The sequence below is a fragment of the Kitasatospora sp. NPDC056783 genome (assembly GCF_042789895.1).
In the GTDB taxonomy this organism is placed as follows: Bacteria; Actinomycetota; Actinomycetes; order Streptomycetales; family Streptomycetaceae; genus Kitasatospora.
In genome coordinates this window covers 18054-30604 of sequence record NZ_JBHUAF010000063.1, presented here as the reverse complement: position 1 = coordinate 30604, position 12551 = coordinate 18054, and the positions used below count along the sequence as shown (strand labels likewise).

At 71.0% G+C, this 12551-nt stretch carries 12 protein-coding genes; 9 read left to right on the top strand and 3 right to left on the bottom strand.

What is annotated here, in order from left to right; translation table 11 throughout:
• Nucleotides 1-63: 63 nt before the first annotated feature.
• Nucleotides 64-735: a response regulator transcription factor gene (locus ACFRMQ_RS12795; protein ID WP_188299078.1), complete on the bottom strand. Its 672-nt coding sequence runs from the start codon at nucleotides 733-735 to the stop codon at nucleotides 64-66.
• Nucleotides 736-1635, bottom strand: coding sequence for a RecB family exonuclease (locus tag ACFRMQ_RS12790; RefSeq protein WP_380730015.1), 900 nt, complete (start codon nucleotides 1633-1635; stop codon nucleotides 736-738). It lies immediately after the preceding gene.
• A 161-nt stretch (nucleotides 1636-1796) separates the two neighbouring features.
• Between ACFRMQ_RS12790 and ACFRMQ_RS12785 the strand changes: the two genes are divergently transcribed.
• From ACFRMQ_RS12785 to ACFRMQ_RS12775, 3 genes are all read left to right on the top strand, one after another.
• Nucleotides 1797-3014, top strand: coding sequence for a site-2 protease family protein (locus ACFRMQ_RS12785; RefSeq protein ID WP_380730019.1), 1218 nt, complete (start codon nucleotides 1797-1799; stop codon nucleotides 3012-3014).
• 46 nt (nucleotides 3015-3060) lie between these two features.
• Nucleotides 3061-4020 (top strand): tRNA (adenine-N1)-methyltransferase, encoded by a 960-nt coding sequence (locus ACFRMQ_RS12780; RefSeq protein ID WP_380730013.1) that lies wholly within the window; start codon nucleotides 3061-3063, stop codon nucleotides 4018-4020.
• A gap of 126 nt (nucleotides 4021-4146) precedes the next feature.
• Nucleotides 4147-4758, top strand: a complete 612-nt coding sequence (locus ACFRMQ_RS12775) for a hypothetical protein (protein ID WP_380730011.1) — start codon at nucleotides 4147-4149, stop codon at nucleotides 4756-4758.
• An 8-nt stretch (nucleotides 4759-4766) separates the two neighbouring features.
• Here the strand turns inward: ACFRMQ_RS12775 and ACFRMQ_RS12770 are convergent, their stop codons facing one another.
• Nucleotides 4767-5072: a ferredoxin gene (locus ACFRMQ_RS12770; RefSeq protein ID WP_316520352.1), complete on the bottom strand. Its 306-nt coding sequence runs from the start codon at nucleotides 5070-5072 to the stop codon at nucleotides 4767-4769.
• A 286-nt stretch (nucleotides 5073-5358) separates the two neighbouring features.
• Between ACFRMQ_RS12770 and arc the strand changes: the two genes are divergently transcribed.
• The 6 genes from arc (at nucleotide 5359) to pafA (ending at nucleotide 12538) form a co-directional block, all read left to right on the top strand.
• Nucleotides 5359-7125: a proteasome ATPase gene (arc, locus tag ACFRMQ_RS12765; protein WP_380730009.1), complete on the top strand. Its 1767-nt coding sequence runs from the start codon at nucleotides 5359-5361 to the stop codon at nucleotides 7123-7125.
• Nucleotides 7126-7355: 230 nt separating this feature from the next.
• Nucleotides 7356-8867: a depupylase/deamidase Dop gene (dop, locus tag ACFRMQ_RS12760; protein ID WP_380730006.1), complete on the top strand. Its 1512-nt coding sequence runs from the start codon at nucleotides 7356-7358 to the stop codon at nucleotides 8865-8867.
• A 174-nt stretch (nucleotides 8868-9041) separates the two neighbouring features.
• Nucleotides 9042-9260, top strand: a complete 219-nt coding sequence (locus tag ACFRMQ_RS12755) for a ubiquitin-like protein Pup (RefSeq protein ID WP_188299085.1) — start codon at nucleotides 9042-9044, stop codon at nucleotides 9258-9260.
• Nucleotides 9261-9423: 163 nt separating this feature from the next.
• Nucleotides 9424-10269: a proteasome subunit beta gene (gene prcB / locus ACFRMQ_RS12750; RefSeq protein WP_380730004.1), complete on the top strand. Its 846-nt coding sequence runs from the start codon at nucleotides 9424-9426 to the stop codon at nucleotides 10267-10269.
• Between the two features lie 31 nt (nucleotides 10270-10300).
• On the top strand, nucleotides 10301-11056 hold the full coding sequence (gene prcA / locus ACFRMQ_RS12745; protein WP_380730002.1) for a proteasome subunit alpha: 756 nt from the start codon (nucleotides 10301-10303) through the stop codon (nucleotides 11054-11056).
• A gap of 120 nt (nucleotides 11057-11176) precedes the next feature.
• Entirely contained in the window at nucleotides 11177-12538 is a 1362-nt protein-coding gene (gene pafA, locus ACFRMQ_RS12740; protein WP_380730000.1) for a Pup--protein ligase, read from the top strand.
• Nucleotides 12539-12551: the final 13 nt, after the last annotated feature.

Below are 12551 nucleotides of genomic sequence, written 5' to 3'. Positions count from 1 at the left end.
CCTCCCGTCCGGTACGGGGGAGCGGGCGGGCCGCCGTGACGTTTCCGCGTGCGGTCGCCGGGCCTACAGGGCGCCCGGGCGCACCAGCCCGCTCTCGTAGGCGTACACCGCCGCCTGCACCCGGTCGCGCAGCTGGAGCTTCGTCAGCACATGGCCCACGTGGGTCTTCACGGTGGTCTCGCTGACGAACAGCTCGGCCGCGATCTCCGCGTTCGACAGCCCGCGCGCCACCAGCTTCAGCACCTCCAGCTCGCGCTCGGTCAGCGCGCTCAGCGCCTGCGGCGGCGCCTCGTCGCCCGAGGGCAGCTTGGTGGCGTACATGTCCAGCAGCCGCCGGGTGATGCTCGGCGCCAGCATCGCCGCGCCGTCCGCCACCACCCGGATCGCCTGCACCAGCTCCTCGGCCGGGACGTCCTTCAGCAGGAAGCCGCTGGCGCCCGCGCGCAGCGCCTCCACGACGTACTCGTCCAGGTCGAAGGTGGTCAGCACCAGCACCTTGGCCGGGCCGTCCCGCCCCGGGCCGGCGATCCGGCGGGTCGCCTCGACGCCGTCCATCCTGGGCATCCGGATGTCCATCAGCACCACGTCGGGCTGCAGCGCCCGCACCTGGTCCAGGGCCTGCTGGCCGTCGCCGGCCTCACCGACCACCACGAGGTCGGACTCGGCCTCCAGGATCATCCGGAAACCGGTGCGCAGCAGCGGCTGGTCGTCGACCAGCAGCACTCGGATCGTCACCTAGGACTCCTTGCTCATCGGATCCCCCGTGGGATCGCTCTCATCCGACATACGGGCCAGCGGCAGCGGGTACGGCGGCGGGGTGCCGCCGAACTCCGGGCAGCTGGCCTGGTGGTCGCACCAGTCGCAGAGGCGGTTGCGGGTGGCCGGGAAGTCCCCGGTGGCCACCGCGTGGCCGATCCGCTCCCACAGCGCCTGGAGCTTGCGCTCCACCGCGAGCAGGTCCGCCTGGTCCGGGTCGTAGCTGACCACGTCCCCGCCCCCGCCGAGGTAGACCAGCTGGAGGCGCTTGGGGATGACGCCCTTCCAGCGCCACACCACCAGGGCGTAGAACTTCATCTGGAACATCGCCTTGCCCTCGAAGTCCCGCGAGGGCGCCCGGCCGGTCTTGTAGTCGACCAGCCGGACCTCACCGGTCGGGGCGACGTCGACCCGGTCGATGTAGCCGCGCAGCAGCAGCCCCGACTCCAGCGCCGTCTCCACGTAGAGCTCCCGCTCCACCGGGTGCAGCCGGGTCGGGTCCTCCAGCCGGAACCACTGGCCGACCAGCTTCTCGGCGTCCGCCAGCCACCGGGTGAGCGCCTCGCCGTCCGGGTCCTCCGGGAACAGCGAGCCCAGCTCCGGGCGCTCGCCCAGCAGCCGCTCCCACTGCGGGCGCAGCAGGCCCAGCGCCCGATCCGGCGTCCGCTCGGCCGCCGGGCTGTCGAACAGCCGCTCCAGCACCGCGTGCACCAGCGTGCCCCGGGTCGCCGCCGGGCTCGGCGGCTCGGGCAGCCGGTCGATCACCCGCAGCCGGTACAGCAGGGGGCAGGTGAGGAAGTCCCCCGCGCGGGAGGGGGAGAGCCCGGTCGGAGGTGCCGCCGGGCGCCCGGCGGCACTGCTGGTGTCGGTGTGCTGCATGGCTACGACCCTATTGCCCTTCGCTGCCATCCCGCTGCCACGGTGCTGCCGGAGCGGCGGCGGAGTGGGTATGAAGCCGGGAAGAGGGGCGCGCGGCGCCGCCGGGCCGCGATCACGTAGCGTGGGCGCACCGGGGCACGACGGGAGCGACGACCGAAGGGATCACGGTGAGCGACAGCAGAGGGCAGCGGCCCTCCGACCAGCCACCGCAGGACGGCGGCCGGCGTCCGGCCGGGTCGCCGCCCGAGCGCGGCGGCGGCCTCCTGATGGGCCGGCCCTTCGGCGTGCCCATCTACGTCACCCCGTCCTGGTTCGTCATCGCCGCACTCATCACCTGGGTGTTCGGCGGGCAGCTGGGCGAGGTGCTGCCCGATCTCGGCGCCAGCCGCTACCTGATCGCGTTCTTCTTCGCGGTCGCCTTCTACGCCTCCGTCCTGGTGCACGAACTCGCCCACACCCTGGTCGCGCTGCGCTACAAGCTCGGGGTGCGGCGGATCCAGCTCCAGTTCTTCGGCGGGGTCTCCGAGATCGAGAACGAGGCGGAGAGCCCCTGGCGCGAGTTCTGGCTGGCCTTCGTCGGCCCGCTGCTCTCGCTGGCGCTCGGCGGCCTGTTCTACCTCGCGGTGCGGGCGGTGGAGCTCTCCACCGTGCCCGGGGTGCTGCTCACCGGCCTGATGGTCTCCAACCTGGTGGTGGCCGGATTCAACCTGCTGCCCGGCCTGCCGCTGGACGGCGGCCGGATGCTGCGCGCGGTCGTCTGGGCGATCACCGGCAAGCCGATGACCGGCACGGTGGCCGCCGCCTGGGTCGGCCGTGGCCTGGCCGTCGCCGTGCTGATCGGCCTGCCGCTGCTGAGCGCCGCGCGCGGGGTCGAGCGGACCTCCACCGACACCCTGGTGGACGCGGTGCTGGCGGCCGTGCTCGCCGCCATCATCTGGAACGGCGCCACCGGCAGCCTGCGCAACGCCCGGCTCAAGGAGGCGCTGCCCGCCCTGCGGCTGCGCGAACTGGCCCGGCGGGCCGTCGAGGTCACCGCCGACACCCCGCTCGGCGAGGCGCTGCGCCGCGCCCACGAGGCCCGGGCCGGCGCGGTGATCGTGGTGGACGGCCGCGGCGAGCCGATCGCCATCGTGCGCGAGTCCGCCGTGCGGTCGGTGCCCGAGCAGCGCCGGCCCTGGGTGGCCGTCGGCCCGCTCGCCCGCGACATCGAACCCGGCATGCGGCTGGACGCCGACCTCGGCGGCGAGGAGCTGCTGCGGGCCGTCCAGGCCACCCCGGCGGGGGAGTACCTGGTGGTCGAGCCGGACGGCCGGGTGTACGGCGTCGCCGCGCTCAGCGACATCGAGCAGCGGCTGACCGCCGCGATCGCCGGTCGTTGATCACCCGCGTCCCGGAAGCCGGTCCGCTTCCCTTAGGATTGGGCGCATGTCCGAACCGACCGGTGCCGCCCGCCGACGCGGGCCCTTCCAGGTCGGGGACCAGGTCCAGCTGACCGACCCCAAGGGTCGCCACTACACGTTCACGCTCCAGGCCGGGAACCAGTTCCACACCCACAAGGGTGCGTTCCCGCACGACGAGCTGATCGGCGCTCCCGAGGGCACGGTCGTGCGTACCACGGGGAACGTCCCGTACCTCGCGCTGCGCCCCCTGCTCCCCGACTACGTCCTGTCCATGCCGCGCGGCGCCGCCGTGATCTACCCCAAGGACGCGGGGCAGATCCTGGCGATGGCCGACATCTTCGCCGGCGCCCGCGTCGTCGAAGCCGGCGTCGGCTCCGGGGCGCTCAGCACGTACCTGCTGCGCGCCGTCGGCGAGCAGGGCATGCTGGCCTCCTACGAGCGGCGGCAGGACTTCGCCGACATCGCGCAGGGGAACGTCGAGCGCTACTTCGGCGGTCCGCACCCGGCGTGGAAGCTCACCGTCGGCGACCTCCAGGACAACCTGGTCGAGACCGACGTCGACCGCGTCATCCTCGACATGCTGGCTCCCTGGGAGTGCCTGGACGTCGCCTCCAAGGCGCTCGTCCCCGGTGGTCTCATCTGCTGCTACGTGGCCACCACCACGCAGATGTCGAAGACCGTCGAGGCGCTGCGCGAGCACGGCACCTTCACCGAGCCGCAGGCCTGGGAGACCATGGTCCGCACCTGGCACCTGGAGGGCCTGGCGGTCCGCCCGGACCACCGGATGATCGGCCACACCGGTTTCCTGCTCACCGCCCGCCGCCTCGCGGACGGCGTCGAGCCGCCGCTGCGCCGCCGCCGCCCGGCCAAGGGCGCGTACGGCGAGGACTACGACAACGGGGCGCCGGAGCCCAGCCTCCACGAGCGCGCGGCGGCCCGCAAGGCCTCCCGCGGTACGGAGGCGGACCAGCCCGACCTGGGCTGATCCCGACGACGGACGAGGGGTGGTACGGGCGAGGAGCCCGTACCACCCCTTCGGCGTTCGGCCGATCACCGTATGGGACGATGCTGGCTGACGCTTTGGTGGCCGGAGCCCTGGAGGGGACGCCTGGTGGAGACCGCGGTCGGGACGACGGCGACGGCTGGACAGCAGACACCGCGGGGCCGCACCGGGCCAGGGCGCGCGCGGACCGCCCCCTGGCACTGGGCCGTGGCCCTGGCCGGCTGCGGCGCGGTGGTGGGGGCCGCGCTGGCCGCCTCCCCGGCGACCGGCACCCCGGTGTCCGCGCACCCCGCGCCCACGGCCCTCGCCGCGACCGCCGGCCCCGACCCGGCGCAGGTCCAACTCCCGCTGGACTGCGGCCCGTTCCCGGTCAAGACGGCGCTCGGAGTGTCCGCGCGGCTGGGCGACGGGCGCCCCGCCACGGTGGTCGCCGCGCACTGCGCCACCGAGACCGGCACTCCGCCGGACGCCGTCCTCCTGCTCGACTTCGGCCCGGACGGGCGCCCGCGGGTGGCGGCCACCCTGCTCGCCGAGCGCGAGAACCTCACCGTGAGCCGGATCGCGGTGCGTTCGGACGGTGCCGTCACCGGCCACGCGCAGGGGTACTCCGGCGAGGACGTGCCGCGCTTCCGCCCGGACATCTCACTCGACCTCACCTGGACGCCGAAGGGCGGCGGCTGGGAACGCTCCCAGACCGCCGCCCCGGTCTCCGCCGTGTGACGGACCGGCTACTCCGCGTCCGGCCCGTACACCTCGACCCGGTCGGCGACCCGGCGCACGTGGATGCAGTCGCCGGGGCACTCCTTCGCCGAGTCCACCACGTCCTGAAGGATCGTCAGCGGCACCGGGGCGGTCTCCCCGGGCTGCTGGCGCAGCTCGTCGTCCGGCCCCTTCACGTAGGCCAGCCCGTCGATGTCGAGCTCGAAGACCTCGGGTGCGTACTGCGCGCAGATGCCGTCGCCGGTGCACAGATCCTGGTCGATCCACACCTCCAGCGCCTCGGCCGCTGCCGCCGTCTGCTCGGTAACCGACATGGTCCCCTGCCGTTTCTGTCCCGGGTCGCCCCTATTCCTGGAGCAATCCCGCCATTCGTACAACGATCGGACCTCTGCTTGTGGTCGCGATCGGATATCACTTCGCTCGACGATACATCTGGCCCGCTTTGGGTGGTGCGCGGTGGGTATCCCCCTTAGCAGAGGGGAAGCACGCTGGGGCGAAGATCGGACACGCCCGTTCCATCTTTCTTGATCTAGGGGTTTACGGACCCCTGGTCCCAGGTAGGGTCTGGAAGCGTCCAGCTCCCCGGAGGAGGTGAGGACCGTGGCAGCCCACGATGACGACTACAACCGCAGCACCGGCAGGCCCGCTCGTGGTTCCGACGAGGCCGCTCAGGTCTCGTTCCTTGAGCAGGAAATCGCCGTGCTGCGCCGCAAGCTCGCCGACTCGCCGCGCAATTCGAGGATCCTCGAAGAGCGGATCGTCGAGCTCCAGACCAACCTGGCGGGCGTGACCGCCCAGAACGAACGGCTCGCCTCCACCCTGCGCGAGGCCCGCGACCAGATCGTGGCCCTCAAGGAGGAAGTGGACCGGCTGGCCCAGCCCCCGGCGGGGTTCGGCACCTTCCTCGACGCGAACGAGGACGGCACCGCCGACATCTTCACCGGCGGGCGCAAGCTCCGCGTGAACGTCAGTCCCAACGTCGCCCTCGACGAGGTGCGGCGCGGTCAGGAAGTGATGCTCAACGAGGCCCTCAACATCGTGGACGCGATGGCCTTCGAGAACATCGGTGAGATCGTCACCCTCAAGGAGCTCCTGGAGGACGGCGAACGCGCCCTGGTCCTCGGGCACACCGACGAGGAGCGGGTGGTCCGCCTCGCCGAGCCGCTGCGCGGGCTGACGATCCGGCCCGGGGACGCCCTGTTGCTGGAGCCCCGCTCCGGCTACGTGTTCGAGGTGGTGCCGAAGTCCGAGGTCGAGGAGCTGGTCCTCGAAGAGGTCCCGGACATCGACTACCGCCAGATCGGCGGCCTGAGCAACCAGATCGAGCTGATCCGCGACGCGGTCGAGCTGCCGTACCTGCACGCAGACCTCTTCAAGGAGTACGAGCTGCGCCCGCCCAAGGGCGTGCTGCTCTACGGCCCGCCCGGCTGCGGCAAGACGCTGATCGCCAAGGCCGTCGCCAACTCGCTGGCCAAGAAGGTCGCCGAGGTGACGGGCCGGCCCCAGGGGAAGAGCTACTTCCTCAACATCAAGGGCCCCGAACTGCTCAACAAGTACGTGGGCGAGACCGAGCGGCAGATCCGCCTGGTCTTCCAGCGGGCCCGGGAGAAGGCGAGCGAGGGCACCCCCGTCATCGTCTTCTTCGACGAGATGGAGTCGCTGTTCCGCACCCGCGGTTCGGGTGTCAGCTCGGACGTGGAGAACACCATCGTCCCGCAGCTGCTCGCCGAGATCGACGGCGTGGAGGGCCTGGAGAACGTCATCGTCATCGGCGCCTCGAACCGCGAGGACATGATCGACCCGGCGATCCTGCGGCCCGGCCGGCTGGACGTCAAGATCAAGATCGAGCGTCCGGACGCCGAGGCCGCGAAGGACATCTTCTCCAAGTACCTCAAGGACTCGCTGCCGTTCCACCCGGACGACCTCAAGGAGCACGACAGCTCCGTGGAGGCCACCGTCGCCGCGATGATCCAGTCGGTGGTGGAGCGGATGTACTCCGAGACGGAGGAGAACCGCTTCCTGGAGGTCACCTACGCCAACGGTGACAAGGAGGTCCTGTACTTCAAGGACTTCAACTCCGGCGCGATGATCCAGAACATCGTCGACCGCGCGAAGAAGATGGCCATCAAGGACTTCCTCGACCACGGTCAGCGGGGCCTGCGCGTCTCCCACCTGCTCGCCGCCTGCGTCGACGAGTTCAAGGAGAACGAGGACCTCCCGAACACCACCAACCCGGACGACTGGGCCCGCATCTCCGGCAAGAAGGGCGAGCGGATCGTCTTCATCCGCACGCTGGTCACCGGCAAGCAGGGCGCCGAGTCCGGCCGCTCCATCGACACTGTCGCCAACACGGGGCAGTACCTGTAAGCACGCGGTTACCCGGGCCGGCACAGCGGTCCCCGGAGCTGTACGCACACCGTCCGGCTGTGGCGCCTCGCGGCCCCGCAGCCGGACGGCGCGTCTCCGGACCCGCCGGTCGGCGCCGGGTCCTAGGCTCGACCCACCGTCCGCGGGCAGAGACCCGGCGTCGGTGTTGTTCCGCGGTACGTCAGCGTGTTCCGCCCGCCGGGGGCGGCGCACCGGGCAAGGAGGGCCGCATGACCGTACGGCGCGTGATGGGCATCGAGACCGAGTACGGGATCTCCGTGCCCGGGCACCCCAACGCCAACGCCATGCTCACCTCGTCCCAGATCGTCAACGCGTACGCGGCGGCGATGCACCGGGCACGGCGGGCCCGCTGGGACTTCGAGGAGGAGAACCCGCTGCGCGACGCACGGGGGTTCGACCTGGCCCGCGAGGTCGCGGACGCCAGCCAGCTCACCGACGAGGACATCGGCCTCGCCAACGTCATCCTGACCAACGGGGCCCGGTTCTACGTGGACCACGCCCACCCCGAGTACAGCTCGCCGGAGGTCACCAACCCGCGCGACGCGGTGCTCTGGGACAAGGCGGGCGAGCGGATCATGGCGGCCGCGGCCCAGCGCGCGCTGGAACTGCCCAACGGGCAGAACATCCACCTGTACAAGAACAACACCGACAACAAGGGCGCCTCCTACGGCACCCACGAGAACTACCTGATGAAGCGGGCGACACCGTTCGCCGACATCGTCCGCCACCTCACCCCGTTCTTCGTCTCCCGCCAGGTGGTCACCGGCGCCGGCCGGGTCGGCATCGGCCAGGACGGCTCGGCGCACGGCTTCCAGATCAGCCAGCGGGCGGACTACTTCGAGGTCGAGGTGGGCCTGGAGACCACGCTCAAGCGCCCGATCATCAACACCCGGGACGAGCCGCACGCGGACGCCGAGAAGTACCGCCGGCTGCACGTGATCATCGGGGACGCCAACCTCTCCGAGATCTCCACCTACCTCAAGCTGGGCACCACCTCGCTGGTCCTGTCGATGATCGAGGACTCGTTCATCGCCTCCGACCTCGCCGTCGACCAGCCGGTGCGCACCCTCCACCGGGTCTCCCACGACCCGACGCTCAAGCAGCTGATCACCCTGCGCAACGGGCGCAAGCTCACCGCCGTCCAGCTCCAGCTGGAGTACTTCGAGCTGGCCCGCAAGTACGTCGAGGACCGCTTCGGCAACGACGCGGACGAGCAGACCGTGGACGTGCTGGCGCGCTGGGAGGACGTCCTCGGCCGGCTGGAGCGCGACCCGATGTCGCTGTCCCGGCAGCTGGACTGGGTCGCCAAGCGGGAGATCCTGGAGGGCTACCGCAGCCGGGACGCCCTGGGCTGGGAGAGCCCGCGGCTGCAACTGGTCGACCTCCAGTACAGCGACGTGCGCCCCGAGAAGGGGCTCTACAACCGCCTGGTGGCCCGCGGGCGGTTCGAGCGGCTGCTGACCGACGACGAGATCGAGCGGGCCGTCTCCAAGCCGCCGGAGGACACCAGGGCGTACTTCCGCGGGCGCTGCCTGGAGCAGTACGCGGAGCACGTCGCGGCGGCCTCCTGGGACTCGGTGATCTTCGACCTGCCCGGCCGGGACTCGTTGCAGCGGGTGCCCACGCTGGAGCCGCTGCGCGGCACCCGCAACCACGTCAAGGAGCTGCTGGACCGCTGCCGCACGGCGGAGGACCTGCTCCGGGTGCTGTCCGGCGGGTAACTTTTCGATCACCATGGGTGAACGTCCGCCGAATGGGAATCATCCGGGGTGGCAGCGGGTGTTGGACAGGAAGCGCCACCGGCAAACCGGGAGCGGCAGTCGCACCTTGTGTATAGGGTCGATGCAGCAAGCGGAGACCCAACCGTGCCAGACGAATCGAGCGGGGTGAGGGAAATGGCGAGCAAGGACACCGGCGGCGGCCAGCAGCGGGCAAACCGTTCCTCCGAGGAGGTCGAGGAGCAGGCTGCGGAAAGCCAGAATTCCGACGACCTCAAGGAGCGTCAGGAAAAGCTGAGCGACGACGTCGACGCGGTCCTGGACGAAATCGACGAGGTCCTCGAGTCGAATGCCGAGGATTTCGTCCGGGGATTCGTCCAGAAGGGCGGGCAATAGCCCGTCCCCGGGCATTCCGGAATTCACGGTCGCGACCGTCCGCGGCGGCCGGGCGGCAGAACCCGCCCGGCCGTCCGGCACCGGCCCCTCCACGCGTGGACAGTGATCGTCGGGCGGGTAGGGTGCGGGCAGCGCGCGCTTCAAGCTACCTGGAAGGAATCGTGTGGAAGCCAACACTCGTGGCACCGGGCGGCTACCGGCTGCCTTCCTGACCCCGGGGTCCTCCTCGTTCATCGAGTTCCTCGCCGAGCACCGGCCCGATCTGCTCCCCAGCAGCCGCCGCGGACTCCCCGAGGGCACCGTGGTCGAGGCCCCGCACGGGACCACGATCGTGGCCGCGGTCTTCGACGGCGGCGTGGTGATCGCGGGTGACCGCCGGGCGACGATGGGCAACGTGATCGCCCAGCGCGACATGGAGAAGGTCTTCCCGGCCGACGAGTACAGCGCGGTCGGCATCGCCGGCACCGCCGGCCTCGCGGTCGAGATGGTCCGGCTGTTCCAACTGGAGCTGGAGCACTACGAGAAGATCGAGGGCACCACGCTCTCCCTCGAGGGCAAGGCCAACCGGCTCACCACCATGATCCGCGGCAACCTGGGCATGGCGATGCAGGGCCTCGCGGTGGTGCCGCTGTTCGCCGGCTACGACCTGGACCGCGGCCGCGGCCGGATCTTCAACTACGACGTCACCGGCGGGCGTTCCGAGGAGCGGGGCTTCGCCGCCACCGGCTCGGGCTCGGTGTTCGCCCGCGGCTCGATGAAGAAGCTCTACCGCGAGGACCTGACGGCCGACCAGGCCGTCACCCTGGTCGTCCAGGCGCTCTACGACGCGGCGGACGACGACTCCGCCACCGGCGGCCCGGACCTCGCCCGCAAGATCTTCCCGATCGTCTCGCTGATCACCGAGGACGGCTTCCGCCGGCTGACCGAGGCGGAGGTCGCGCGGACCACCGTCGCCATCACCGACGACCGCCTGACCCGGCCCAACGGCCCGCAGGCCCCGCTGATCTAGCCGTCACCTCACAGGAAAGGGACGACCGCCGGTGTCGACACCGTTCTACGTCTCACCCCAGCAGGCCATGGCCGACCGCGCGGAGTACGCCCGCAAGGGCATCGCGCGCGGCCGCAGCGTGGTCGTGCTCACCTACGCCGACGGCATCGTCTTCGTCGCGGAGAACACCTCCAGGGCGCTCCACAAGGTCTCCGAGATCTACGACAAGATCGCCTTCGCGGCGGTCGGCCGCTACAACGAGTTCGAGAACCTGCGCATCGGCGGCGTCCGCTACGCCGACCTGCGCGGCTACTCCTACGACCGGGCCGACGTCACCGCCCGAGGCCTGGCCAACGTGTACGCCCAGACGCTGGGCACCATCTTCTCCTCGGTCGGCGAGAAGCCGTACGAGGTCGAGCTGATCGTGGCCGAGGTCGGCCGCACCGCCGACAACGACCAGATCTACCGGCTCACGCCGGACGGTTCGGTCGTGGACGAGAAGAACTACGTGGTGGTCGGCGGCAACGCCGACTCGATCGGCAACTACCTGGGCCAGCGCCACCGCGCCGGCCTGAGCCTCACCGAGGCGGTGAAGGTCGCGGTCGACTCGCTCGCCCGCGACCCCAACGGGGGCAGCCCGCGCAGCCTCACGCCGGAACAGCTGGAGGTCGCGGTCCTCGACCGCCAGCGGTTCCAGCAGCGCAAGTTCAAGCGGATCCTGGGCAACCAGCTGGGCCGGCTGCTCGACGGGGACCAGTCCGCCGAGGCGGACGACGACGAGGACCCGGCGGACGGCACGCCGGTGTAGCAGTGCCTGTGGAGTCCCGTGCGGCGGCCCGACCGCCGCCGTACGGGACTCCGGTGCCCCTGCGGCGGCCCAGCCGCCGTGGAGGCGGTTTCGGACAGCTCCGACGAGAATGGAGTGCTCATGGACCGCCGGATTTTCGGGCTGGAGAACGAGTACGGCGTGACCTGCACGTTCCGCGGGCAGCGGCGGCTGTCCCCGGACGAGGTGGCGCGGTACCTGTTCCGCCGGGTCGTCTCCTGGGGCCGCAGCAGCAACGTCTTCCTGCGCAACGGCGCCCGCCTCTACCTCGACGTCGGCTCCCACCCCGAGTACGCCACCCCCGAGTGCGACGACGTCGTCGAGCTGGTGACGCACGACAAGGCGGGCGAGCGCATCCTCGAAGGACTCCTGGTGGACGCCGAACGGCGGCTGCACGAGGAGGGCATCGCGGGGGACGTCTACCTCTTCAAGAACAACACCGACTCGGCCGGAAACTCCTACGGCTGCCACGAGAACTACCTGGTGGCCCGGCACGGCGAGTTCTCCCGGCTGGCCGACGTGCTGATCCCGTTCCTGGTCACCCGGCAGCTGATCTGCGGCGCGGGCAAGGTGCTCCAGACCCCGCGCGGCGCGGTGTACTGCGTCAGCCAGCGGGCCGAGCACATCTGGGAGGGCGTCAGCTCCGCGACCACCCGCTCCCGCCCGATCATCAACACCCGGGACGAGCCGCACGCGGACGCCGAGCGCTACCGCCGGCTGCACGTGATCGTCGGCGACTCCAACATGTCCGAGACCACGACGCTGCTCAAGGTCGGCGCCACCGACCTGGTGCTGCGGCTGATCGAGGCCGGCGTGGTGATGCGCGACCTCACCCTGGAGAACCCGATCCGGGCGATCCGCGAGGTCAGCCACGACCTCACCGGCACCCACCAGGTGCGGCTGGCCAACGGCCGCGAGGCCAGCGCGCTGGACATCCAGGAGGAGTACTACACCAAGGCCCTGGAGTTCGCCGACCGCAAGGGCATCAACACCGGGACGGTCGGCCGGGTGCTGGACCTCTGGGGCCGCACCCTGGAGGCCGTCCGCACCGAGCGGCTGGACGGGGTGGCCACCGAGATCGACTGGATCATGAAGTACAAGCTCATCGAGCGCTACCGCGAGAAGCACCAGATGAGCATGTCCAACCCGCGGGTGGCCCAGATCGACCTCGCGTACCACGACATCCACCGCCGTCGCGGCCTGTTCTACCTGCTCCAGGGCAAGGGCCAGGCGCAGCGGGTGACCACCGACCTCAAGACCTTCGAGGCCAAGTCGATCCCGCCGCAGACCACCCGGGCCCGGCTGCGCGGGGACTTCATCCGCCGGGCGCAGGAGCAGCGCCGGGACTTCACGGTGGACTGGGTGCACCTGAAGCTGAACGACCAGGCGCAGCGCACGGTGCTGTGCAAGGACCCGTTCCGCTCGGTCGACGAGCGGGTGGAGAAGCTGATCGCGGGGATGTAGCCCGAGCGGCCGC